Below are 22,465 nucleotides of genomic sequence, written 5' to 3'. Positions count from 1 at the left end.
CGCAATCATGAGTCCCAATCCGCGCCAGATCAGACTGCTCAAACACTTGCACATCGCAGGCTCGTGCAGCCTGGACGATCTTGCCGGCCACCTGCAGGTCACGGTCCAGACCGTGCGCCGCGACGTGCAGCGTCTGGCCGAGGCCAACCAGCTGATCCGCTTTCACGGCGGGGCGCGATTGCTGTCCTCCACTACGGAGAACATCGCCTATCGCCAGCGGGCCCAGCTGCACGCCGCGGAGAAACGGCGCATCGCCCAGGCCATCGCCCGGGAGATCCCCAACGACTGTTCGCTGATGATCAATATCGGCACCACCGCCGAAGCCATCGCGCAGGCGCTGACCGGCCATACGGGGCTACGCATCATCACCAACAACATCAACGTGGCCTACACCCTGGGGCACCAGCCGGGCTGCGAGGTGATCCTGGCGGGCGGCAACGTGCGCCCGCGCGACCTGGCCATCGTAGGCGAGGCCACGGTCGAATTCATCCGCCAGTTCCGCGTCGACATCGCCCTGATGGGCATTTCGGGCATCGAGGAAGACGGCACGCTGCGCGATTACGATTACCGGGAAGTGAAAGTCTCGCAGGCCATCATGCAATCCGCTCGCGAGGTCTGGATGGCCACCGACGCCAGCAAATTCCACCGGCCGGCGATGGTACGCCTGGGGGATCTGTCGCAGATCGACCGCCTGTTCACCGACGCCCGCCCTCCGGAACCCTTTCCGGGCCTGTTGAAGACGGCCGAAGTCGATTGCGTGATCGCCCCCGAGGATTCCACATGACGTACCTGCTTGCCCTGGACCAGGGCACTTCCAGCACCCGCAGCATCGTATTCGACCGCCAAGGCCGCATTGTCGGCGTGGCCCAACGCGAGTTCACCCAGCATTACCCGCAACCCGGCTGGGTGGAGCACGACGCGATGGAAATCTGGCGCACCCAGCGCGACACCATGCGCGAGGCTTTGCACCGGGCGGGCGTGTCGGCCCGCGACATCCGGGCCATCGGCATCACCAACCAGCGCGAGACGACCGTGGTCTGGGACCGCCGCACGGGCGAACCCATCCACCCCGCCATCGTCTGGCAGGACCGGCGCGCCGAACCCACCTGCGCCGAACTGCGCAAGCAGGGTCTGGAAGCCACGATCCTGCAGCGCACGGGATTGCGCATCGACGCCTATTTTTCGGCCACCAAGCTGAAATGGATCCTGGACCAGGTGCCGGGCGCGCGCGCCCGCGCCCAGGCGGGTGAACTGCTGTTCGGCACCATCGACAGCTGGCTGATCTGGCAACTGACCGGCGGACAGCGCCACCTGACCGACGTCAGCAACGCGGCCCGCACCATGCTGATGGACGTGCACCGCAACGCCTGGGACGCGGACCTGCTGGACCGCCTGGACATCCCGGCGGCCATGATGCCGCAGATCCTGCCCTCGTCCGCCGACTTCGGCCGGACCGCACCAGACATCCTGGACCATGCCGTGCCCATCTGCGGCGTCGCCGGCGACCAGCAAAGCGCCCTGTTCGGCCAGGCCTGCTTTCGCCCCGGCATGGCGAAGAACACCTACGGCACCGGCTGCTTCATGCTGATGCACACCGGAGACCGCTTCCAGGTCTCCGAAAACGGCCTGGTGACGACCAGCGCGGCACAGACCGATGCCCGCCCCGCCTACGCGCTGGAAGGCAGCGTATTCGTCGGCGGCGCCGTGGTCCAATGGCTGCGCGACGGCCTGCGCGCCTTCACCCGCAGCAGCGACATCGAGGAAATGGCCCGCAGCGTGCCCGATTCGGCCGGCGTCATGTTCGTGCCCGCCTTCACCGGGCTGGGCGCCCCCTGGTGGGACCCGCAGGCGCGCGGCACGATCACCGGCCTGACCCGGGGCACGACGATGGCGCACATCGCCCGCGCCGCGCTGGAAAGCATCGCCTACCAGAGCGCCGCCCTGCTGCAGGCCATGAGCCGCGACGCGCAGGCGGCGGGCGCCGACGGGCTGCAGGCGCTGCGGGTCGACGGCGGCGCCTGCGTCAACGATCTGCTGATGCAGTTCCAGGCCGACCTGCTGGGCATTCCGGTGCTGCGCCCCACCATGGTGGAAACGACCGCCCTGGGCGCAGCCTTCCTGGCAGGGCTGCAGGCCGGCGTCTACGCCGATCTGCAGGAACTGGAATCGTTATGGCGCATCGAGCGCCAGTTCGACCCCGCCATGCCCCGCGACCAGGCGGCCGAGCGCCTGGATCAATGGAATCACGCGATTCGCCAGGCGACGGCGCGCTGATGGGTCCAATCCCGATAGAATGACGGTTCAGTCCGCCGCGCGCCCCTGCGGCGCGGGCGGGTTCCCTCAGGACTCCGGCAGCCCCCATGTTCAAGAAAATCATTCTGATCGTCGCCGTCTTCGTCGTCATCCTGCTGGCGCTCAGCTTCGGCGAGCTGGCATTCGGCCAGGTCTTTGCCTGGATCTCCAGCCTGACCGGTGTGCTGATCCGCAACGTCGACGAGCTCTTCACCGTGATCAGCGCCTATTTGCAGGCCCATACCGGCAAGGTCCTGCTGGCGCTGTTGCTGACCGTGCCCGCCAGCCTGTGGATTCTGGGCTCCCGCCGCGAATCCCTGGGCCGGCCGACATCCCAGCGACGCATCGCGATCGTGCTGGCTATTTTCCTGGGCTGGCTGGGCGCGCACCGATTTTTCCTGGGACAGATCGGCTGGGGCCTGGGCTTTCTGGTCATGGCCTGGATCTTCGTGCCGCTGGCCGTAGTGCTGGGGCTGATCGACGCCATCCGCTACCTGTTCATGGACGACGAAACCTTCGCCGCCACGCAACTGCATTGATGCCCACCCCCGCCTCCGCGCGCTACCGGCTGCTGGACTTCGGCCCGGCCCCGGAGGGCGGGCCGCTGGCCGACGAGGCGCTGCTGGCGCAAGCCGCCGACGGCCCCGTCGCCTGTCTCTGGCAGGCCCCCCAGGGGCTGGTCGTCCCGCGCACCTACGCCGCGCGGCCCGGATTCGCCGAGGCGCAGGCGGCGTTCGCAGCCCTGGGCTGGCCCATCCACGTCCGCCAATCGGGCGGCGGCGTCGTGCCGCAAGGGCCTGGCATCCTGAACGTCAGCCTGGCCCGGGTCTTCACCGGCCGGCCGCTGGACCATTCCGACGCGCTTTACCAGCACCTGTGCAGCCTGATCGCCGCCGCCCTGCTGTTTTCCGGCATCGATGCCCGGGCCCAGGCAGTGGAAGGGTCATTCTGCGACGGACGCTACAACCTGGCGGTCGGCACGCCCGCCCGCAAGGTGGTCGGGACGGCGCAGCTCTGGCGGCGAGTCCCGGCCTCCGCGGCGCTCGCCGATGATCATCCAGAACCCGCGGCCGGCCCGGCGGCGGAACACCAGATCGGTCTGGCGCACGCCCTGGTTTTGCTGCAGTGCGATACCCCCGCTGCGACGGCGCAGGCCAATGCCCTGGAAATCGCCCTGCGGAACACCAGGCGGTACGACGCGAACAAGGTGCTGTCGCTCGACGCCTGCCTGCCTCCGGCAGAGCGGGCGGGCTTTCCCGCCGCATTCCGCGCCCGCCTGGAAGCCATCCTGCGGCAGACTTCCGCGCCCATCTGAACACGCGCCACCGGCCGCGCACGCCCATATCTCCGCCGACATCCGCCACACTGGATGCTGCGCCGCAAGGCGCTAGAATACGGCCTGCTCAATTTTCGCCCTCTGGAACCGCAATGAGAAAAATCGTCCGCGCCAAACTGCATGGCATCCGCGTCACCGGAGCCGACCTGGACTACCACGGGTCCATCACGCTGGACCCCGACCACTGCGAAGCGGCCGGCATCCTGCCCATGGAATTCGTGGACATCTGGAACAAGAATTCCGGCGCCCGCATCAGCACCTACGTCATCTACGGCGAACGCGGCTCGCGCTGCTGCATCCTGAACGGCGCGGCCGCCCGCACCTGCCAGCGCGGCGACGAGGTCATCATCGCCAATTCCGAATACATCCAGGAATCGGAACTGGAACACATCAAGCCCGTCGTGCTGACCTTTCACGCCGACAACAGCGTGCGCGAACACCTGGGCTATTCGGTGGGCCGCGACGAACAGGGCCGCCTGAGCTTCGAGATCGTCCACTTCGACTGAAGACCAGGCGTCACGCGCACGCGCGCCGGGCGCCGCGAGGCCGGCCCGCCCCGGGCCGGCCGGTTTGAAAACCGCCCGCGCGGGGCGGCATCCTTGCCGATCAACCGCCAGCCGCCTACAATCGTCCAGGTTTTACCCATTTTCGAGCCTCGCTAGGGGTGCCGCCACAGGCGGCTGAGACAGTCCCTTCGAACCTGATTGAGATCATCCTCGCGCAGGAAAGCAGCTCGCCATGGCGACGGCTTTCCGTCGCGTGCGCCTGCCTCCCGCCGTTAGACAGACAGGCGCGCCATGAACCCGCATTCCTCTCCGCTTCCTCCCGCTTCTTCGTCCTCCACCGGCGCGCCGATCGAACGCGTCTTCGGCTGGCACGACCATATGTCCCTATGGTTCAGCCTGGGCGTAGGGCTGCTGGTCATCCAGGTCGGGGCCTACCTGGTCCCGGCGCTGGGCATGCAGGCGGCCCTGACCGCCGTGATTGCCGGTTCCATCCTGGGCGCGGGGCTGCTGGCCTGGGTGGCGCGCATCGGCTGCGACAGCGGCCTGTCCAGCGCGGGCCTGATCCACGCCGTCTACGGCCGGCGTTTCGCCCGCCTGCCCGTGCTGCTGAACGTCGTGCAGCTGGTCGGCTGGGCGACGTTCGAACTGGTCATCATGCGCGACGGCACCCGCGCCATCGGGCAGCGCACCCTGGGCCTGGATACCGGCCTGGTGCTGCCCACCCTGTTCTGGGGGCTGATCATCCTGCTGCTGCTGCGCGGGTCCATGGTGACCCTGGTCCGGCGCATCGTCAGCCGCATCGGCCTGCCCCTGGTGGTGCTGTCGCTGGTCTGGCTGACGGTGCAGTTCGGCCTGAAGCTGGACGGCGGCGCCCTTCAGAACCTGTGGCGACGCGCGGGCGACGGCAGCATGAATACCTTCCAGGCCCTGGACCTGGTCATCGCCATGCCGGTGTCCTGGCTGCCCCTGGTCGCCGATTACGCCCGCCACGGACGCAGCAGCCGGGGCGCGCTGGCGGGGACCTGGCTGGGCTACACGATCGCCAACATCTGGTGCTATGCACTGGGCGTCCTGGTGATCACGGTCACCGGGCCGGACACCGACATGGTGAGCGCCCTGCTGATGGCGCAAGGCGGCCTGCTGGCCCTGGGCCTGATCCTGATCGACGAACTGGACAATACCTACGGCGATCTGTATTCCGGATCGGTCAGCGGCCACAGCCTGCTGCCGCGTCTCAGCCTGAAGGCCTGGGGCACCGTGCTGGCCGTGCTGTCGATGGCGCTGGCCATGGTGTTGCCCATGCACACGCTGGAACCCTTTCTGCTGACGCTCAGCTCGGTGTTCGTGCCGCTGTTCGGCACGATCCTGGGGCGGCTGGGGCTGCGCACCCTGCCCGCCGCCGAAGCGCAACGGTCCGTGCATGCCGCCCCTGCCCTGATCTGGGCGCTGGGCATCGTGTGCTACCATGCGCTGGCCTTGTGGGCGCCGCAATACGGCAGCGCCCTGCCGACGCTGCTGCTGACCTTCTCACTGGGAGCGCTGAGCGCCCGGGCACACGCTCAAAGCACCCAACCCGCCTGACACCGAGGTTCCGGGCGGGCGAACGGCAGCCATCGTCCCCTTACTTCTTTCGAGTTCCACAATGCAAATCGGCATGATCGGACTGGGGCGCATGGGCGCCAACATGACAACCCGCCTGTTGCGCGGCGGCCATGATTGCGTGGTCCACGACCAAAATCACGAGGCCATCCAGCGTCTGGCGGCGCAGGGCGCAACCGGAGCTCCGACCCTGCAGGCTCTGGTGGCCGCCCTGGCGGCGCCGCGCGCCATCTGGCTGATGGTGCCGGCGGGCACGGTCGACGCCGTGCTGTCCGAGCTGACCCCGCTGCTGGAGGCCGGCGACATCGTCATCGACGGCGGCAATTCCCACTATCACGACGACCTGCGGCGCGCCTCCGCCCTGCAACCCCTGGGCATCCATTATGTGGACGTCGGCACCAGCGGCGGCATCGCAGGCCTGGAACGCGGCTATTGCCTGATGGTGGGAGGCGACGAGGCGGTGGAACACCTGACCCCGATCTTCACCACCCTGGCGCCCGGCGCCGGCACGCAGCCGCGCACGCCGGGCCGGCCGGCCGGCGGCACGGCGGATCAGGGCTGGCTGCATTGCGGCCCGCATGGCGCAGGCCATTTCGTGAAGATGGTGCACAACGGCATCGAGTACGGCATCATGGCCGCCTACGCCGAGGGCATGAACATCCTGCGTCACGCCGACATCGGGCGGCAGACGCACGCCGCCACGGCCGAAACGACGCCGCTGCGCAATCCGGAACACTATCAGTACGACATGAATCTGCCCGACATCGCCGAGCTCTGGCGGCACGGCAGCGTGATCAGTTCCTGGCTGCTGGATCTCACCGCCACGGCGTTGGCCGGCAACCCGGCCCTGTCCGGCTTCCAGGGCCGGGTATCGGATTCCGGCGAAGGCCGCTGGACCATCCAGGCGGCCATCGACGAAGCCGTGCCCACGCCCGTGCTCAGCGCCGCGCTGTATTCACGCTTTGCCTCGCGCGGCGAAGACGATTTCGCCAACCGGGTGCTGTCCGCCATGCGGCATGCGTTCGGCGGCCACGTGGAAATCCCCGCCTCCGATATGCCCGCGTCGGAATGAAAGATACCCACTATCCGGAAAATCGGATATCCCGGGAACGGATGCAAAGCGGGCGGCAGATGGCGTGAGCCCTGCCGGTGATCTGCAGGCGGGCTGATCATGTGTTGACGCGCTGGCTAAGCCATATGCTGGCAACTACGAGTGCGATCCCCGCCATCTGAGGCGCCGTCAGGCTCTCGCCCAGAAAGCCCCATCCCAGCAGCACGGCCGTCAGCGGACTCAGGAGCAACAACGAAGACACAACGGATGGCGCGAGCCGCCCGATGCCCCGGAACCAGAGGGCGTAGGTGAGCGCCGCGCCCACCAGGCCCAACCAGGCAAGCCCTAAAAAATTCGCCCCGGTCGGGACAGGCATCGATGGCGCTGCCAACAGGACGGCTGGCACCAGCAGCAGGCCGCCCGCCGTCAATTGCCAGGCCGTGAAGGTCAGTGGCGACACCGGCGGCTGCCATTTACGCGACAAGGTGATTCCGAAAGCCATCGATATCGCTCCGGCCAGGCCCGCCAGAATACCGATCCCATCCAGGGCCGCGCTGGGCGTGAGCACCAGGAGAGCGACTCCGCCTATGCCGACCAGCGCGCCTAGGACCGCCAGCAGTCGCAAACGGGCGGACAGCAACAGCGATGCAAGGAAGATGACGATCAGGGGCTGGGATGCGAGCACCGTGCCGGCGACGCCCCCGGGGAGCCGGTAGGCTGCGACGAACAGCATGCTCAGGAATATCGAGATGTTGAGCGCGCCCAGGATAAAAGAACGCAGCCACCAGACTCCGGCCGGCAGCCGACGCACGATCACCAGCAGCAGCAAGCCCGCGGGCAGCGCACGCAACAAGGCCACGGCCATTGGCGAGAAGCCCGCGAGAAGCTGCGTCGTGACGATGTAGGTGCTGCCCCAGACGACAGGCGCAACGGCCGTCATGGAAAGATCCAGAATTTTTGACGTCATGATATTTCCAACACTTCAGCCAGCGAACGGCGCGGCTTCTGGGGCCAGTTGCCCGGAGCCCCGCGGCCCACGGGCAGCAGCATAGCGGGCACCTCGCCTTTTGCGAGGCCAAACTCCCGGATCACGGCATCAGCATCAAACCCAACCATCGGCCCCGACACCAGGCCCATGGCCTCGGCGGCATAGATGAGCGTGGCCGCACCCAGCGTGGCTGAGCGGATGGCTTCGTCCCGCGCCGCTTCCGGGTCGTCGGCGTACTGGGCATGCGCGCTGTCCTGCCATGCCGCCGCCATGGCAGCCGGCATCAGCCCCGTCTCCACAAACGGATGCAGTCGCGCACGCAGGCTGGCCGCCTCGGGAAGCTGACCGCAGACGATGAAGGTCACGGCCGCATCGGAGACCTTCACTTGGCCGAACGCCAGCTCCCGGAGCCTGGCCTTCGCCGTCGGGGTGCGTACCGCGATGAAGCGCCAGTTCTGAAGGTTGTATGCGGTGGGCGCACGCGTTGCGAGGCGCACCAGTTCTTCGATCCGCACGTCCGCCAGGACATGAGTCGGATCGAAGTGGTTGGCGGAAATCCGTCTTTCGATGAGAGTGATGGCTGGATGCTGCATGATTTCGACTTGTGGATGATCAGTCCGGGTATGGTATTTAATTCACCAATAGAGCACAATAACCATCGCAGTTAATTAATAATTTTCTATTGGATAATAATAAGATGGACCGATTCACGGCATTCCGGGTATTCAGGCAAGTGGCCGAACTGGGCAGCTTTGCCGCAGCGGGTCGGAAACTGGGCCTGTCCCCGCCGGCCGTCAGCAAGAATATCGCCGAGCTGGAAGCGCACCTGGGTGTGCGGCTGATACACCGGACGACACGACGCATGGCGCTGACCGAGGAAGGCAAAACTTACCTGACGCATGTGACGCGCGGACTGGACGCCTTCATCGAGGCGGAAGCGTCGCTTTCTCCAGCCCAGGCAGGGCCTGTTGGCACGCTACGAGTGAGCGCGCCCATGACCGTGTCGCTGATCCACCTGTCCCAGGCGGTGCCGGGATTCCTCGCGAGTCATCCCGACCTGACGCTGGAACTGCATCTCGACGACCGCCGAGTGGACATCATCCGCGAAGGTTTCGACCTGGCGATCCGGGGATACAGCAGCCTCGAGGATTCCAGCCTGGTGGCAAGAAGGCTCGCGGTCATGCCGCATGTCCTCTGCGCAGCGCCGTCCTATTTCGAAGCACACGGGAAGCCGCAAAGCCCCTCGGATCTGGAAGCCCTGGACCACATCCGATTCCCCTATGGCGGCAATGCCGATGTCTGGGAATTCAAGAAAAACGGGGTCATCGAGCGCATCAAGGTCAAAGCGCGCTATTCGGTTTCCTCCAGCCTGGCGATACGGGACGCGCTGCGGGCCGGCCTGGGAATCAGCCTGATCCCGCTGCCTTACGTCGAAAGCGACCTGGAGGAAGGAACACTGGAAGCGGTCCTGAACGACTGGAAGACGGGGGACGTCACCCACTACGCGGTCTACCCGACGCGCCAGCATCTCGCGCCAAAAATACAGGTTTTCCTGGATTTCCTGGTTCGGCAGTTCCAGCACGGAATCGGCGGATGAAATGAAAAAAGCCCGCCTCTTTCGAGGCGGGCCAGGTCGGGGGCCCGTTTCGAACCCCCTTCACAAGACGGAAGTGATCAGCTGCGTTGCGCGGCCAGGCCGGCTTCCGCGGCGGGAGCCGATTTGCTCCCGAACAGGGCCGTGACCACCTGCCACATGACGCCCAGGCCGCCGACGATGAAGACCACGTCGCCGAAGGTGCGGGTCCAGCGCAGGGTCTGCAGGATGTCCTGCTGCATGAAGGCTTCGCTGCGCGCCCACCAGGTGCCCACGCTGTAGCTGGCGTGGAACTGCATCAGGCCGATGGGCAGCAGGCTGAACGCGATCATCATCACCAGGCCGATGTTCATGCACCAGAACGCCGTCCTCATGAGACCGTCGTTGAACTGCATGTTCGGACGCAGGTAGCGCAGCACGAATAGGGTGAAGCCCAGGGCCAGGAAGCCGTACACGCCGAACAGGGCCGCATGCGCGTGCACCGCCGTGGTGTTCAGGCCCTGGATGTAGTAGAGCGCGATCGGCGGGTTGACCATGAAGCCGAACACCCCGGCGCCGAACATGTTCCAGAAGGCCACGGCGACGAAGAACTGCAGCGGCCAGCGCAGGTTTTCCATCCAGGGCGCGCGGGCCTTCAGGCGCCAGTTTTCCCAGGCCTCGTAGCCCAGCACGACCAGCGGCACGACTTCCAGGGCGCTGAACGAGGCGGCGACCGCCATGATGGGGGTGGTGGTGCCCGAGAAGTACATGTGGTGCAGCGTGCCCGGAGTGCCGCCCAGCATGAACAGCACGGCCGAGGCCAGGCTGGCGACCGTGGCGTTGCGCTTGGACACCAGACCCATGGTCGAGAAGATGAAGGCCAGCGCCGTCGTGGCGAACACTTCGAAGAAGCCCTCGACCCACAGGTGCACTACCCACCAGCGCCAGTATTCCATGACGGTCAGGTGGGTCTTCTCGCCATAGGCCAGGCCGGCGCCGTAGAACAGGCCGATGCAGATCACCGAGGCGCTGAACAGGGCCAGCAGGTTCTTGTCGCCCTTCTGCTTGAACGCGGGCACGATGCCGCGCAGCATCAGGAACAGCCAGAACACGATGCCCAGGAACTTGCCGATCTGCCACAGGCGGCCCAGCTCGACGTATTCGTAGCCCTGGTGGCCCAGCCAGAAGTTCCATTCGGCAGGCATCAGGTGCGCGATGGCGGCGAAGTTGCCGGTGAAGGAGCCCACGACCACCAAGATCAGCGCCCAGAACAGGATGTCTACGCCCAACTTCTGGTGCTTGGGATCCTTGCCGCCATTCAGGATGGGTGCCACGAACAGGCCGACAGCCAGGAAGCCGGTGGCGATCCAGAACAGGGCGGCCTGGACGTGCCAGGTGCGCACCAGGGAATACGGCAGCCATTGGGACACATTGATGCCGTAGAAGGTCTGGCCTTCGACGGTGTAGTGCGCCGTGAAGCCGCCGATGAAGATCTGCGACACGAACAGGGCCACGACCAGGAACAGGTACTTGCCCAGGGCGCGCTGCGAGGCGGTCAGCGGAATCTGCAGCACCGGATCGCGTGCCGGCGCGGGAGCGTCGTCCTCGTGTTCCTTGTGCAAGAAGGCCCAGGCCCAGACCAGCAGCCCCACGCCCGCGATCAGGATGATCACGCTCATGAGCGACCAGATGATGTTTTCCGCCGTCGGCACGTTGTCGATCAGCGGCTCATGCGGCCAGTTGTTGGTGTAGCTGGCGACGCTGTCGGGCCGGTTCGTGCTGGCCGCCCAGGCGGTCCAGAAGAAGAAGTTGGCCAGGCGGGCGCGGGCTTCCGGCGACGGCAGCGTGTCTTCCTTCATGGCGAAGCTGTTGCGCGACTTGTGCATGGAAGCATCGTCGCCGAACAGCTTGTCGTAGTAGGCGGCCGTCTGGGTGATGGCCTGGGCGCGCCGGTCGGACACGGTGACGGCGCCGGTGGCGGCGTCATAGGTGTTCTTCCGGTACTCTTCCTTCAGGCGGCGCTCCAGCGCGGCCTGCGCGTCAGCATCCAGCTGGGCGAAATTCACCCCGGCCCGTTCCTGCGCAGCCAGATCCAGCCAGGCCGACAGTTCACGGTGCAGCCAGTCGGCGCTCCAGTCCGGCGCCTGATAGGCGCCGTGCCCCCAGATCGAACCGACCGTCATGCCCCCCGCCGACTGCCAGGCGCTCTGCCCGTCCAGGATCTGCGTTTCGGTCATCAGGACCTTGCCATCGGCCGTGACGACCTGGGCCGGAATGGGCGGCGCCTGCCGATAGACTTCCTTGCCCATCCACCCCAGGATGGAAAAGGCCACTAAAAGAACGCCGATCAGCGTCCACCATAATTTCTTGTACTCACCCATCCTGCGCTCCTTCTGCAGCTGTGAGGATTGCTGAACCGCGCCGCAAGGCGCTCCCTTTTTCACTTCATGAATCATCAAGCAAAGATCATGCCAACTCTGAAACCTAGGGAAAGTACTGATATAGATCAAACCGGGTAGTTTTCACCGCCCCGAATCGGGTGAAAATCACCATTCCGTGGTTTAAATTACCGCCATGGAAACCCAACTCCTCACGGATCTGACGACGGACCTGCCCGACGGCGTGCGGCTGCAACGGGCGGCCACCGCCATCCGGCAGGCATTCGCCTGCGACGCCGTCGGGCTGCTGATGCTGGACGGTCACGACACCCTGCACCTGGTCGCCGCCTCCGGCCTGGCGCACGAAGCGCTGGGACGGCGTTTCGTGGTGGGCCAGCACCCCCGATTCGCCGCCATCCTGTCGCGCCGCGAACCCACGTGGTTCGATCCCGGCAGCGTGCTGCCCGATCCCTATGACGGCCTGCTGGACGACCGCAAAGGCTCCCCGCTGCCCGTCCATGACTGCCTGGGCATGCCGATCTACCACCAGGACAGCCCCTGGGGCATCATGACCCTGGATGCCTTGACCACCGGCACCTTCGACGAAGCCGCGCGCGCCCGGCTGCAGCAACTGGGCCTGATGCTGCAGGCCGCCGTGCGCGTCACCGGCCTGGAGCGGGACAATCGGCGCCTGCGCCTGCTGGGCACCTCCCAACAGGGGATCGAACGCATCGGCGAAACCACCGAGATCCTGGGCCGCAGCGAAGCCATCCAGGCCCTGCTGCACGAATTGGACCTGGTCGCGGATTCCGACCTGCCCATTCTGCTGCTGGGGGAAACCGGGGTCGGCAAGGAACTGTTCGCCCGCCGGCTGCACCGCCACTCGCGCCGCAGCCGCCAGGCCATGATCCAGGTGAACTGCGCCGCCCTGCCCGAATCCCTGGCGGAAAGCGAACTGTTCGGCCACGTCAAAGGCGCGTTTTCAGGCGCGACGGCCGATCGGCCCGGGCGCTTCGAGGCAGCCCAGGGGGGCACGCTGTTCCTGGACGAGGTCGGGGAGCTGCCGCTTGGGCTGCAGGCCAAGCTGCTGCGGGTGCTGCAGAACGGCGAAATCCAGCGCCTGGGCACGGACCAGACCATCAAGACCGACGTGCGCATCATCGCCGCCACCAACCGCGACCTGAAAGCCAACACCCAGGCCGGCCTGTTTCGCGCCGACCTGTACCACCGATTATCGGTCTACCCCATCCCGATCCCGCCGCTGCGCGAACGCGACCGCGACGTCCTGATCCTGGCCGGCCACTTCCTGGAATTCAACCGCGCCCGCCTGGGGCTGCGCGGCGTGCGCCTGTCCTACGAGGCCGAACAGGCGCTGCGGCAATATCCCTGGCCGGGCAACGTGCGCGAACTGGAACACGTCATCAGCCGGGCCGCGCTGAAAACGCTCAGCCGGGGAGCCTCGCGCGACCAGGTGCTGACCATCGAAGCCGAACTGCTGGATCTGGACATCCCTCCGGCCGCCGACACTCTCCCGACAGCGGCCGCCAGCGCCCCGCTTCAGGCCCCAGCCGGCGCGACGCCGGACATCCCCGCCCTGAACGACATCCCGCCGCTGCGGACCACCGTGGACGACTGCCAGCGCCTGGCCATCCGCCAGGCCCTGGCCGCCGCGGACGAAAACTGGGCCCAGGCGGCCAAGGCGCTGGGGCTGGACGCCAGCAACCTGCACAAGCTCGCCAAGCGGCTGGGCCTGAAGCAGCGCCCCCGGTAAAGAAACCTTTTCGATCTTCCGCCATCCAACCTAAAATGCCTTCCACACCGCACCGCCGGGCGGCATTCGCGCACAGAGCGCGGATCGACCCTTTGATAGGACACGACATTCATGGCATGGCAAGACATCCTGATCGAAAGCGGCCTGTGGCTGGCCAAGGCCTACCTGCTGACGGTGCTGGCCGGGGCCGCCGCCCTCTGGGGGATGCGGCGCTTCACCCGCTGGGGGGATCAGTTCTGGCGGCTGAGCGCGGACTTCTTTTCCCCGCGCCGCAACTGGCGGCCTCTGGCGGGCGTGGCCCTGATCCTGCTGCTGACGCTGGGGGCCGTGCGCCTGGATGTGCTGTTTTCCAACTGGTACAACACCATGTACAGCGCCCTGCAGGCCCTGAACGCGCCGGGCTTCTGGGCCGCCATGCTGCTGTTCGCGCTGCTGGCGGCGGTCCACGTGGTGCGCTCCCTGTTCGACTTCTACGTGCAGCAGGCTTTTGTCGTGCACTGGCGCGAATGGCTGAACGAACGCCTGCTCAGCCGCTGGATGGAACAGCAGGCCTACTACCGGTCCCAATCGCTCAGCCATCTGGCCGATAACCCGGACCAGCGGATCCAGCAGGACATCACCAGCTTCGCCAGCACCTCCATGACACTGGCCGTCGGGCTGATCAACGCCGTGGTGTCCACCATCGCCTTCACCCTGATCCTGTGGCACCTGTCCGGCCCCATGACCGTGCTGGGCTACGAAATCCCCCGCGCCATGGTGTTCCTGGTCTTCATCTACGTCTTTCTGGCCACCATCCTGGCCATCTGGATCGGCAAACCGCTGATCCGCCTGAACTTCCTGAACGAAAAACTGAACGCGGACTACCGTTACGCCCTGGTGCGGGTCCGCGAATACGCCGAAAGCATCGCCTTCTATCGGGGCGAACGCGTGGAAGGCCGCACTTTGCGCCACTGGTTCGCCGAAGTGATCGGCAATGCCTGGGACATCATCTACCGGTCGCTGAAATTCCTGGGCTTCAATTTCGTAGTCACCCAGACGGCCGTCGTCTTTCCCTTCATCATCCAGGCGACACGCTTTTTTTCCAAGCAGATCAGCCTGGGCGACCTGATCCAGACCGCCCAGGCCTTCGGCCAGCTGCAGACCAATCTGTCATTCTTTCGCAACGTGTACGACAGTTTCGCCACCTACCGCGCCACGCTGGACCGTCTGACCGGTTTTGACGCCACCATCGACGCCGCCCGCCAGATGGTGCTGCCCGATACCCGCCAGGACGGCAACCGCCTGGCCCTGCAGGGCCTGACGGTGTGCCGCCCCGACGGGCACGCGCTGCTAAAGGATCTGAGCCTGGAAGTGGACCCGGTCCATCCCGTGCTGGTGCGCGGGCCGTCGGGATCGGGCAAGACCACGCTGCTGCGCACGATCGCCGGCATCTGGCCGTACGGGTCCGGCGAAATCATCCGCCCGGAAACGACGTCGCTGTTCCTGGCGCAAAAGCCCTATCTGCCGCTGGGCACCCTGCGCCAGGCCCTGCACTACCCGCAGCCGGTCGACCAGGTGCCCGCCGGCCAGGACGAGGCCATTCTCGACCTGGTGCAACTGGGCCATCTGCGCGACCGCCTGGACGTCGAGGACGACTGGACCCGCATCCTGTCGCTGGGCGAACAGCAACGCCTGGCCTTTGGCCGCCTGTTGATCGCCCGGCCGGACGCCGCCTTCCTGGACGAGGCCACGTCCGCCATGGACGAGGGCCTGGAAGACGCCATGTACCGACTGCTGCGCGAACAGCTGCCCGGCACCCGGATCATCAGCGTGGGCCACCGCAGCACCCTGCGCCGCCATCATGGGGCCGAACTGGTCCTGGAAGGCGAAGGCGGCGGCTGGGAACTCAAGCCCATCTGATCCGGCCTGCGGCCGCGCCCGCTGCGCCTGGCGCTTCGCCAAAAACATGAGGCGCATCAAGTCCGTGGGCCGTCCGCAGCCCGCGGACGCGGCGGCTCGACTACACTGGGGCCGCCAGACCCGCCCGGGCGCGAAGCCGCCGCCCGTTTCCGCCAACCGATTCATCCCCCACGCACATGACCGACTACTATTTCCCCATCAAGCATCTGCACATGACGGCCGTGGGCCTGAGCATCATCCTGTTCGTGATCCGCGCCTACTGGTCGGTCACGGGTTCCGCCCTGCTGCAGCGCCGGCTGGTGCGCATCCTGCCGCACGTGGTCGATACCGTGCTGCTGGTCTGCGGGGTGATCCTGGCAGCGATGATCGGCCCCAACCAGCCCTGGATCCTGACCAAGATCGTGCTGTTGATCGCCTACATCGGGGTAGGCACCATCGCCATCAAACGCGGACGCACCACCCGGGGGCGCGTGACGGCGGCACTGATCGCCGTCGCCATCTTTGCCTACATCGTGGGCGTGGCCATCACGAAGGATTCGGGATCCTGGTTTTCGATGCTGTAGGCTGACCGGGACAGCCCCCGGATTTCACCTCGGCGCGTCGGCCGCCGCAACGGCGGCCGGGGCCTGCCTCAGAGGCTGCTCATGCCCCACTGCACGGCCAGGCTGCTGAGCGACACCGCCATCCAGACCCCCAGGCCCAGCAGCAGCGGCCGCGCGCCCGCCACCGCCATGCGGCGCAGGTCGGACGACAGCCCGATGGCCGTCAGGGCCATGATGATCAGGAACTGCGATCCCAGGTGCAGGAAGGACAGCAGGGACTCGGGGATCAGCCCCAGGGACCGGATGCCCGAGGCCGCCAGGAACCACAGAATGAACCAGGGGAAGATCTGCGCCAGGGACACACGGGTTTCCGCCTGACGCGCGCGCCACGCCGTCCACAAGGCCAGGCCGATGCAGATCGGGATGATCAGGGTCGCCCGGGTCAGCTTGACGATGGTGGCGATGTCGCCCGCCGCCGTGCTGTAGCTGTAGCCGGCCGCGACCACGGATGACGTGTCGTTGATGGCGGTGCCCGCCCACAAGCCAAAGCCCGCATCGCTCAAGCCCATCCAGTGGCCCAGGGGCGGGAACACCAGCACCGCCACGACGTTGAACAGGAAGATGGTGGAAATCGCCAAGGCGGTATCGTGGTCATCCGGCTTGATGATGGGGGCCACGGCCGCAATGGCGGACCCCCCGCAGATGGCGGTCCCGACCCCGATCAGGGTGCGCAGATGGCCGGTCAGCCCCAACCAGCGCCCCAGCAGCCAGGCCGCGACGAAAGCCGTGGTCAGCGTCACCAGCGTCACCGCCAGGGACGAGGCCCCGGTCTGCACGACCTGCCCCAGACTGAGGCCGAAACCCAGGCCGATGATCGACCACTTCAGCACCTGGCGGCTGCTGTAGCCGATGCCGGGCACGAAGACCGGAGACACCCCCACAGTATTACGCCACAGCATGCCCAGCAGAATCCCCATGACCGGCCCGCCGATCAAGGGAAACCAGCGCCCCAGCTGCCAGGCCACCACGGCCAGCCCACCCGCCAGGGCGATGCCATACCAGCGCGACGGCGCGCGCGGCCGTCCGTCCGCGGGGACTGCGGCGGCCGCTCGTTTGGCGGAGGGAAGGGGATGGGGAACGGCAGAGATCGGCAGCATGAATGCATCCGCGAAAGGGAAAGGTTGCATGCATTCTAGGGAAACCCAATCAATCAATAAATTCAGTAATGATGACTTGCCTCATCAAAAAAATTGATGTCATAGCCAATCGCCGCCTACAATGTGCGGTGTCCGCAGACACCGGGATTCATCCTCATGATCGGCCTGAGCATCCGCCAACTGGAAGTTTTCGACGCCGTCGCCACTACCGGCAGCGTGCGCCGGGCAGCCGAACAGCTCCATCTGACGCAGCCGGCCATCAGCATGGCCCTGGCGGAACTGGAACGGCAGCTGGGCAGCACCCTGTTCGACCGCGAACGCGGCCGGCTGCGCCTGAACGCGCAGGGCGCCGAACAACTGCCCCAGGCCCGGGAGATCCTGGAGCGCCTGCAGGACATGCAGCGCCGCCACCCCGGCACCCGGGACGCCCTGAGCGGCGCTTTGCGCATCGGCGCCAGCAACACGGTGGGCAATTACCTGGTGGGGGAACTTCTGGGCCCCATCGTGGCCCAACATCCCATGATTGCGCTGCATCTCACGGTGGACAATACGCGGGAGGTCATCAGCATGCTGCTGGACCATGCCATCGACATCGCCTGCGTCGAAGGCCCGGTCCACCACGCGCGGCTGGAAACCCTGACCTGGCGCAGCGATGCGCTGGTCGTCTGCGCTGCGCCATCGCACCCGCTGGCGCAGCGCCCACGCTTGAAAGCCCAGGACTTCGCGGGCGCCCACTGGATTCTGCGTGAACGCGGATCCGCCACCCGCAGCCTGACCGAACAGGCCCTGACCGCCCTGCCGCCCGGCCGCATCCTGCTGGAACTGGGTCAGATCGAAGCCATCAAACAGGCGGTCATCGCCGGTCTGGGAATTGCCTGCCTGCCCTATGCGGCCACGCTGGACGCCGTCGCCACCGGTCGGCTCAGGGTGCTGCGCACACCCTTCCTGAACCTGGACCGGCGCCTGTCGCTGGTACTGCACCGCAGCCGCTATCGCGGTACGCTGATCGAAGCATTCCTGCATTCCCTGGAGGTCGATACCCATGCCCAAGACTGAATCCCGCACCCCCGCAGCCCACGAGGCCTACGACATCCGCGCGCTGGTGCTGCAAGGCGGCGGCGCCCTGGGGGCCTACCAGGCCGGGGTCTATGAAGGCCTGAACGAGGCCGACATCCGGCTGACCGATCTGGCGGGCATTTCCATCGGTGCGCTGAACGTCGCCATCATTGCCGGCAATCCCCTCGAGAAGCGCGTCGAACGCCTGCAGGAATTCTGGGACACCATCTGCCAGCCCTACGTCGGCCCGGGGGCCAACGCGCTGATGGAGCAAAGCCTGTTCCAGGTGAACGACCTGGCCCGTCAATTCCTGGGGGCCCTGCATGCCGGCAGCGCCCTGATGGTGGGGCAAAAGGGTTTCTTCCACCCGCGCTTCCCGCCCGCCGCCCTGTCCGCCAGCCTGGACCCGGGTTGCGTGGGCCACTACGACACCCGGCCCCTGAAGGACACCCTGGAATCCCTGTGCGATTTCGACCGCATCAACGACGGCGGCCTGCATGTGTCGGTCGGGGCGGTGAACGTGCGCACGGGCAACTTCACCTATTTCGACAATCGCAAGACCCGCCTGCAGGCGGAACATTTCATGGCCTCGGGCGCTCTGCCCCCCGCCTTTCCCGCCATCGAGATCGACGGGGAGTACTACTGGGACGGGGGCCTGGTGTCCAATACGCCGCTGACGAAAGTGCTGCAGCAGCGCCCCGAACGCGATACCCTGGTCTTCCAGGTGGACCTATGGTCGGCGCGCGGCCCGGTGCCGCGCAGCATGAATGAAGTCAGCGACCGCATCCAGGACATCCGCTATTCCAGCCGGACGCGGATGATGACCGAGGAAATGCGGGCGCACCGCAAGATGCAGCGGCTGCTGCGCCAAGTGCTGGACCAGGTGCCCGAGACGCTGCGGGACCAGGACCCGGCCTGCCTGCAGGCCGCCGAGCTGGCCAGCGGCGCCCGCAGCAACATCATCCACCTGATCTACCGCGACAAACCCTACGAACAGCATTTCCGGGATTTCCAGTTCGGTCCGGCCACCATGCGGGAACACTGGGCCACAGGCCTGCAGGACATCCGCAACACGCTGGCGCATCCGCGCTATCTGGCCATGCCGGACAACACCGCGGGCTTCGTCACGCACGACGTGCACCGCGATGAAATCGAGGAAAGCATGGCCAGCAAGCCCTGAGCCGCAGGCCGGGCGGCGTCAGGCCTGGTCCGGCCTGACCTGATGCGGCACGCCCGCCGGCTGCTCACGGGACCGGCGGCCCAGTACGACTGCGGCCGCGGCGACCAGGACCGTGCCGACCACCTGCAGCACGGTGATGGGCTCGCCCAGGAACGCCCAGGCCAGGAACAGGATGGACACCGGCCCCAACAAGCCCAATTGCGCCGTCAACGGCGCGCCGATCCGGGCCACCGACCACATGATCATGAAGGTCGGGATGACCGTATTGACCGTCGCGTGGATCAGGGACAGACCATAGACGGGCCATGTCTGGTCCAGGCCCGCCAGGCCCTTGACCAGAAAAAAGTGCGCCATCGTCACCCCGGCGGAAACCGTCATGGCATAAGCCACCAGGCGCGTGGCCGTAACCCGCTCGATCAATTCCCCCGAGCCGATCAGATACATGGCATAGGAAAAAGCCGCTCCCAGCACGCAGGCCGACCCCAGAATGACGTTGTCGCCCGCGACGGACAGGTCATCCCAGAACACCAGGGCGACCCCGGCGTAGGCCAGTGCCATGGCCAGCCACTGGCGCGAAGAAATGGTCTTGCCCAGAAACCAGGCCGAGATCAGCAGCACGAAGGTCGGCGCCAGGAACAGGATCAAGCGTTCCAGCCCGGCCGAAATGTACTGCAAGCCCAGAAAATCCAGGAAGCTGGACAGGTAGTAACCGATGAAGCCCAGAATGAAGATGCGGATGCCGTCGCGCCAGCCCAGACGGGGGATCAGCCCCTGCCGGGCCCGGCGGGCCTGGTACAGGGCCACGACGGCAAAGAACGGCAAAGCCAGCAACATCCGAAAGCCGATCACATCCAGCGCATCCACGCCATGCAGATACAGCAGCTTGGCCACGATCGCCTTGGCGGAAAAGAGGACCGCCCCCAGCCCCGCCAACACGAACCCGGTCCAGAACAGACGGCGTGAAATGTCCGGCATAATTAGTTGCCTAGTCAGATATTGATGGGGTACAATTTTAACATGCAAGCCCCCAATCACTCCTCTCCGCAGCGCCCGGATTCCGCCTCGGCCGCCGGCCCATTGTGCTGTTTTTATAGCGACAGCCCCGGTGACCTGACGGCGGATCGCAACGTCGGCCTGCTGATCCGGCATCTGCACACCCTGGTGCACCGGGTGATCGACCTGCGCACGCTGCCGCTGGGGCTGACCGCCAATCAGTGGCGCCCGTTGCTGCTCGTCCAGCACAAGAACATCGATACCCCGGCCGAAATGGCCCGAGCCATGAATGTGGACACAGGGGCCATGACCCGGACGCTGGACCGCCTGGAGGCCAAAGGCTTCATCCGCCGCGACCGCATCGCCGAAGACCGCCGGGTCGTGAAAATCACCCTGACCGACGCGGGCCACGCACTGACCGAACAGATCCTGCCCATCATCGCCGAGGCTCTGAATCTGCACCTGCAGGGCTTTTCCGAAGACGAAATCCGCATGTTGCTGGCCTTGCTGAAACGCATGATCCAGAACGGCGAACAAGTCCTGAAACAGGCCTGTAGTACCCCGCCCGAACCCTGACCCGACCCGACCGTTGCGTGTCGCCCCAATACGAAATATGGCGGACTTTCGCTTTATAATTGTCTAGTCAGATACAGACCACATCAACTACTTTCAGCTTCTTGTCAGCATGAAACCCTTCATCCCCCTGCTGTTGGTCCTGGCCCTGTCGGCCTGCGCCCCCATGGATCCCGGCACGCCGGCCGTCCAAGCCTTGACGGGCGACCGCCTGGCCCTGAACGCCGATCAGGACATCGCCTGGCCTCAGGACGACTGGTGGGCCCGCTACCAGGACCCGCAACTGAACCGCCTGATCGATCAGGCGCTGCAATCCAACCCGTCCCTGCAGGCGGCCGCCGCCCGTGTGCGCGCCGCGCAGGCCGCCGCCCGCGGCGCCCGCGCCGTGCAATGGCCCCAGGTCAACGCCAACTATCACCTGACCCGCGAACGCCTGAGCGAAAACTACATCTACCCGCCCCCATTGGGCGGGTCCTACCAGAGCGACACGGGTCTGGGGCTGCAACTGGACTTCAACCTGGATTTGTGGGGCAAGCAACGCGCCCTGGCGGCCGCCGCCGGACAGCGCGCCGCCGCTGCCCAGGCATCCAGCCAGCAGGCCCGCACGCTGCTGGTGTCGGCCGTGGCGCAAAGCTATTTCCAGCAGCAGGACGCCCAGGCCCAGGCCGCCGCCATCCAGGCCATCGTCGCCAAGCTGCAGGAAGCCCTGGACATCACGCGCGACCGGTACAAGAACGGCCTGGGCATCCAGGTCGACGTGGACCAGGCGGACTCCGCCGTGTCGTCCGCCCAAGTGCAGTTGAGCCAGGCCCGCAACAATGCCGAACTGATGCATCATCAGCTGGCGGCCTTGCTGGGGGTATCGCCCGAACAACTGCCCGCGCTCCCGACGCAAGCGCAGCACGCCCTGCCCGCTGGGGTCCCGGCCCATATGCCGCTGGCGCTGCTGGGGCGCCGCGCCGACATCGTGGCCGCCCGCCTGCAGGCGCAGGCCGCCGGGGCCGAAGTCTCCGCCGCCAAGGCGGACTTCCTGCCCAACGTGAACCTGTCGGCGGCAGCCGGCTTCCTGTCCCTGGGGATGGACAAACTGGTGCGCAGCAGCAGCGAGAACTACAGCGCCGGGCCGGTGATCACGCTGCCGATCTTCCACGCCGGCGCCCTGAACGCCCAACTGGCCGGTCAGCGGGCCGCCCGCGACGAGGCCATCGCGCAATACAACGAGACGGTCCTGGGCGCCATCCGCGAAGTCGCCGACGCCAGCGCCTCGATCCGGTCGCTGCAGGAACAGATCCGCCACCAGGAGGCCAGCCTGAAGGCCATCACGTCCGCCTACGACGTCGCACTGGATCGCTACAAGGCGGGCCTGGGCAATTTCGTCCAGGTGCTGCTGGCCCAGAGCGAAGCCCTGAAGCAGACCGTGCAGACCACGGACCTGCATGCCCGCGCCTACGTGCTGGACGTGCAACTGGCCACCGCCCTGGGCGGGGGCTACGCGCAGACCCCGCCCGCGGCGGACGCGAACGCCGCCGCCCCCCATTCGTCTTCGACCCCCATCGACTAAATCAAGCGCA

At 66.4% G+C, this 22,465-nt stretch carries 20 protein-coding genes and 1 riboswitch; of the genes, 15 read left to right on the top strand and 5 right to left on the bottom strand.

Annotated features, from left to right (window positions below; translation table 11 throughout):
* Nucleotides 1–7: 7 nt before the first annotated feature.
* The 7 genes from WBG56_RS02175 (at nucleotide 8) to gnd (ending at nucleotide 6,805) form a co-directional block, all read left to right on the top strand.
* Nucleotides 8–784 carry a DeoR/GlpR family DNA-binding transcription regulator gene (locus tag WBG56_RS02175; protein WP_424264903.1) on the top strand — a complete coding sequence of 259 codons (777 nt, stop codon included), beginning with the start codon at nucleotides 8–10 and terminating at the stop codon, nucleotides 782–784.
* Entirely contained in the window at nucleotides 781–2,274 is a 1,494-nt protein-coding gene (gene glpK / locus WBG56_RS02170) for a glycerol kinase GlpK (RefSeq protein WP_424264902.1), read from the top strand. Before WBG56_RS02175 ends, glpK begins: the two co-directional genes overlap by 4 nt.
* 86 nt (nucleotides 2,275–2,360) lie before the next feature.
* Nucleotides 2,361–2,831, top strand: coding sequence for a TM2 domain-containing protein (locus tag WBG56_RS02165; RefSeq protein WP_424264901.1), 471 nt, complete (start codon nucleotides 2,361–2,363; stop codon nucleotides 2,829–2,831).
* Nucleotides 2,831–3,607, top strand: coding sequence for a lipoyl protein ligase domain-containing protein (locus tag WBG56_RS02160; RefSeq protein WP_424264900.1), 777 nt, complete (start codon nucleotides 2,831–2,833; stop codon nucleotides 3,605–3,607). Before WBG56_RS02165 ends, WBG56_RS02160 begins: the two co-directional genes overlap by 1 nt.
* A 113-nt stretch (nucleotides 3,608–3,720) precedes the next feature.
* Nucleotides 3,721–4,134, top strand: a complete 414-nt coding sequence (panD, locus tag WBG56_RS02155; RefSeq protein WP_298017740.1) for an aspartate 1-decarboxylase — start codon at nucleotides 3,721–3,723, stop codon at nucleotides 4,132–4,134.
* A 144-nt stretch (nucleotides 4,135–4,278) separates the two neighbouring features.
* Nucleotides 4,279–4,372: riboswitch (TPP riboswitch) on the top strand.
* 53 nt (nucleotides 4,373–4,425) lie between these two features.
* Nucleotides 4,426–5,715, top strand: a complete 1,290-nt coding sequence (locus WBG56_RS02150) for a purine-cytosine permease family protein (protein ID WP_424264899.1) — start codon at nucleotides 4,426–4,428, stop codon at nucleotides 5,713–5,715.
* Between the two features lie 61 nt (nucleotides 5,716–5,776).
* Complete coding sequence (gene gnd, locus WBG56_RS02145; RefSeq protein WP_424264898.1) at nucleotides 5,777–6,805, top strand: phosphogluconate dehydrogenase (NAD(+)-dependent, decarboxylating); 1,029 nt, start codon at nucleotides 5,777–5,779, stop codon at nucleotides 6,803–6,805.
* A 97-nt stretch (nucleotides 6,806–6,902) separates the two neighbouring features.
* Here gnd and WBG56_RS02140 read toward each other — a convergent pair whose 3' ends face one another.
* Together WBG56_RS02140 and WBG56_RS02135 are read right to left on the bottom strand one after the other, a co-directional pair.
* Complete coding sequence (locus WBG56_RS02140) at nucleotides 6,903–7,751, bottom strand: EamA family transporter (RefSeq protein WP_424264897.1); 849 nt, start codon at nucleotides 7,749–7,751, stop codon at nucleotides 6,903–6,905.
* Nucleotides 7,748–8,365, bottom strand: coding sequence for a nitroreductase family protein (locus tag WBG56_RS02135; RefSeq protein WP_424264896.1), 618 nt, complete (start codon nucleotides 8,363–8,365; stop codon nucleotides 7,748–7,750). Before WBG56_RS02135 ends, WBG56_RS02140 begins: the two co-directional genes overlap by 4 nt.
* Nucleotides 8,366–8,469: 104 nt before the next feature.
* Here WBG56_RS02135 and WBG56_RS02130 point away from each other — a divergent pair, with 104 nt between their 5' ends.
* A complete protein-coding gene (locus WBG56_RS02130; RefSeq protein WP_424264895.1) occupies nucleotides 8,470–9,369 on the top strand; it encodes a LysR family transcriptional regulator in 900 nt (299 codons plus the stop codon).
* 77 nt (nucleotides 9,370–9,446) lie between these two features.
* On the opposite strand, the gene WBG56_RS02125 is transcribed toward WBG56_RS02130, so the two are convergent.
* Nucleotides 9,447–11,726 (bottom strand): nitric-oxide reductase large subunit, encoded by a 2,280-nt coding sequence (locus WBG56_RS02125; RefSeq protein WP_424264894.1) that lies wholly within the window; start codon nucleotides 11,724–11,726, stop codon nucleotides 9,447–9,449.
* 193 nt (nucleotides 11,727–11,919) lie between these two features.
* Here WBG56_RS02125 and norR point away from each other — a divergent pair, with 193 nt between their 5' ends.
* The 3 genes from norR to WBG56_RS02110 all read left to right on the top strand — a co-directional run bounded on the left by norR (nucleotide 11,920) and on the right by WBG56_RS02110 (nucleotide 15,956).
* The gene (gene norR / locus WBG56_RS02120; RefSeq protein ID WP_424264893.1) at nucleotides 11,920–13,494 is read left to right on the top strand and encodes a nitric oxide reductase transcriptional regulator NorR; all 1,575 of its coding nucleotides are present in this window, start codon (nucleotides 11,920–11,922) and stop codon (nucleotides 13,492–13,494) included.
* 111 nt (nucleotides 13,495–13,605) lie between these two features.
* Nucleotides 13,606–15,393: an ABC transporter ATP-binding protein/permease gene (locus WBG56_RS02115; RefSeq protein ID WP_424264892.1), complete on the top strand. Its 1,788-nt coding sequence runs from the start codon at nucleotides 13,606–13,608 to the stop codon at nucleotides 15,391–15,393.
* Nucleotides 15,394–15,569: 176 nt separating this feature from the next.
* Entirely contained in the window at nucleotides 15,570–15,956 is a 387-nt protein-coding gene (locus tag WBG56_RS02110) for a SirB2 family protein (RefSeq protein ID WP_424264891.1), read from the top strand.
* A gap of 68 nt (nucleotides 15,957–16,024) precedes the next feature.
* On the opposite strand, the gene WBG56_RS02105 is transcribed toward WBG56_RS02110, so the two are convergent.
* A complete protein-coding gene (locus tag WBG56_RS02105; RefSeq protein WP_424264890.1) occupies nucleotides 16,025–17,092 on the bottom strand; it encodes a YeiH family protein in 1,068 nt (355 codons plus the stop codon).
* 156 nt (nucleotides 17,093–17,248) lie between these two features.
* On the opposite strand from WBG56_RS02105, the gene WBG56_RS02100 reads away from it, so the two are divergent.
* Both WBG56_RS02100 and WBG56_RS02095 read left to right on the top strand, forming a co-directional pair.
* Entirely contained in the window at nucleotides 17,249–18,148 is a 900-nt protein-coding gene (locus tag WBG56_RS02100) for a LysR substrate-binding domain-containing protein (protein WP_424264889.1), read from the top strand.
* Nucleotides 18,135–19,328: a DUF3734 domain-containing protein gene (locus WBG56_RS02095; RefSeq protein WP_424264888.1), complete on the top strand. Its 1,194-nt coding sequence runs from the start codon at nucleotides 18,135–18,137 to the stop codon at nucleotides 19,326–19,328. Before WBG56_RS02100 ends, WBG56_RS02095 begins: the two co-directional genes overlap by 14 nt.
* Nucleotides 19,329–19,346: 18 nt before the next feature.
* On the opposite strand, the gene WBG56_RS02090 is transcribed toward WBG56_RS02095, so the two are convergent.
* The gene (locus tag WBG56_RS02090) at nucleotides 19,347–20,303 is read right to left on the bottom strand and encodes a DMT family transporter (RefSeq protein ID WP_424264887.1); all 957 of its coding nucleotides are present in this window, start codon (nucleotides 20,301–20,303) and stop codon (nucleotides 19,347–19,349) included.
* A 42-nt stretch (nucleotides 20,304–20,345) separates the two neighbouring features.
* Here WBG56_RS02090 and WBG56_RS02085 point away from each other — a divergent pair, with 42 nt between their 5' ends.
* Together WBG56_RS02085 and WBG56_RS02080 are read left to right on the top strand one after the other, a co-directional pair.
* On the top strand, nucleotides 20,346–20,897 hold the full coding sequence (locus WBG56_RS02085) for a MarR family winged helix-turn-helix transcriptional regulator (protein WP_424264886.1): 552 nt from the start codon (nucleotides 20,346–20,348) through the stop codon (nucleotides 20,895–20,897).
* 109 nt (nucleotides 20,898–21,006) lie between these two features.
* A complete protein-coding gene (locus tag WBG56_RS02080; RefSeq protein WP_424264885.1) occupies nucleotides 21,007–22,455 on the top strand; it encodes an efflux transporter outer membrane subunit in 1,449 nt (482 codons plus the stop codon).
* The last annotated feature ends 10 nt before the right edge of the window (nucleotides 22,456–22,465 follow it).

This window comes from Castellaniella sp., from assembly GCF_049671645.1.
Taxonomy (GTDB): domain Bacteria; phylum Pseudomonadota; class Gammaproteobacteria; order Burkholderiales; family Burkholderiaceae_B; genus Castellaniella.
The sequence above is the reverse complement of the archived record's forward strand: the minus strand, read 5'-3'. Positions and strand labels throughout refer to the sequence as shown.

Bases quoted from the DNA above. Each gene is read 5' to 3' on its own strand.
- WBG56_RS02175 (WP_424264903.1), top strand. From the start codon at position 8: ATGAGTCCCAATCCGCGCCAGATCAGACTGCTCAAACACTTGCACATC.
- glpK (WP_424264902.1), top strand. From the start codon at position 781: ATGACGTACCTGCTTGCCCTGGACCAGGGCACTTCCAGCACCCGCAGC.
- WBG56_RS02165 (WP_424264901.1), top strand. From the start codon at position 2,361: ATGTTCAAGAAAATCATTCTGATCGTCGCCGTCTTCGTCGTCATCCTG.
- WBG56_RS02160 (WP_424264900.1), top strand. From the start codon at position 2,831: ATGCCCACCCCCGCCTCCGCGCGCTACCGGCTGCTGGACTTCGGCCCG.
- panD (WP_298017740.1), top strand. From the start codon at position 3,721: ATGAGAAAAATCGTCCGCGCCAAACTGCATGGCATCCGCGTCACCGGA.
- WBG56_RS02150 (WP_424264899.1), top strand. From the start codon at position 4,426: ATGAACCCGCATTCCTCTCCGCTTCCTCCCGCTTCTTCGTCCTCCACC.
- gnd (WP_424264898.1), top strand. From the start codon at position 5,777: ATGCAAATCGGCATGATCGGACTGGGGCGCATGGGCGCCAACATGACA.
- WBG56_RS02140 (WP_424264897.1), bottom strand. From the start codon at position 7,751: ATGACGTCAAAAATTCTGGATCTTTCCATGACGGCCGTTGCGCCTGTC.
- WBG56_RS02135 (WP_424264896.1), bottom strand. From the start codon at position 8,365: ATGCAGCATCCAGCCATCACTCTCATCGAAAGACGGATTTCCGCCAAC.
- WBG56_RS02130 (WP_424264895.1), top strand. From the start codon at position 8,470: ATGGACCGATTCACGGCATTCCGGGTATTCAGGCAAGTGGCCGAACTG.
- WBG56_RS02125 (WP_424264894.1), bottom strand. From the start codon at position 11,726: ATGGGTGAGTACAAGAAATTATGGTGGACGCTGATCGGCGTTCTTTTA.
- norR (WP_424264893.1), top strand. From the start codon at position 11,920: ATGGAAACCCAACTCCTCACGGATCTGACGACGGACCTGCCCGACGGC.
- WBG56_RS02115 (WP_424264892.1), top strand. From the start codon at position 13,606: ATGGCATGGCAAGACATCCTGATCGAAAGCGGCCTGTGGCTGGCCAAG.
- WBG56_RS02110 (WP_424264891.1), top strand. From the start codon at position 15,570: ATGACCGACTACTATTTCCCCATCAAGCATCTGCACATGACGGCCGTG.
- WBG56_RS02105 (WP_424264890.1), bottom strand. From the start codon at position 17,092: ATGCTGCCGATCTCTGCCGTTCCCCATCCCCTTCCCTCCGCCAAACGA.
- WBG56_RS02100 (WP_424264889.1), top strand. From the start codon at position 17,249: ATGATCGGCCTGAGCATCCGCCAACTGGAAGTTTTCGACGCCGTCGCC.
- WBG56_RS02095 (WP_424264888.1), top strand. From the start codon at position 18,135: ATGCCCAAGACTGAATCCCGCACCCCCGCAGCCCACGAGGCCTACGAC.
- WBG56_RS02090 (WP_424264887.1), bottom strand. From the start codon at position 20,303: ATGCCGGACATTTCACGCCGTCTGTTCTGGACCGGGTTCGTGTTGGCG.
- WBG56_RS02085 (WP_424264886.1), top strand. From the start codon at position 20,346: ATGCAAGCCCCCAATCACTCCTCTCCGCAGCGCCCGGATTCCGCCTCG.
- WBG56_RS02080 (WP_424264885.1), top strand. From the start codon at position 21,007: ATGAAACCCTTCATCCCCCTGCTGTTGGTCCTGGCCCTGTCGGCCTGC.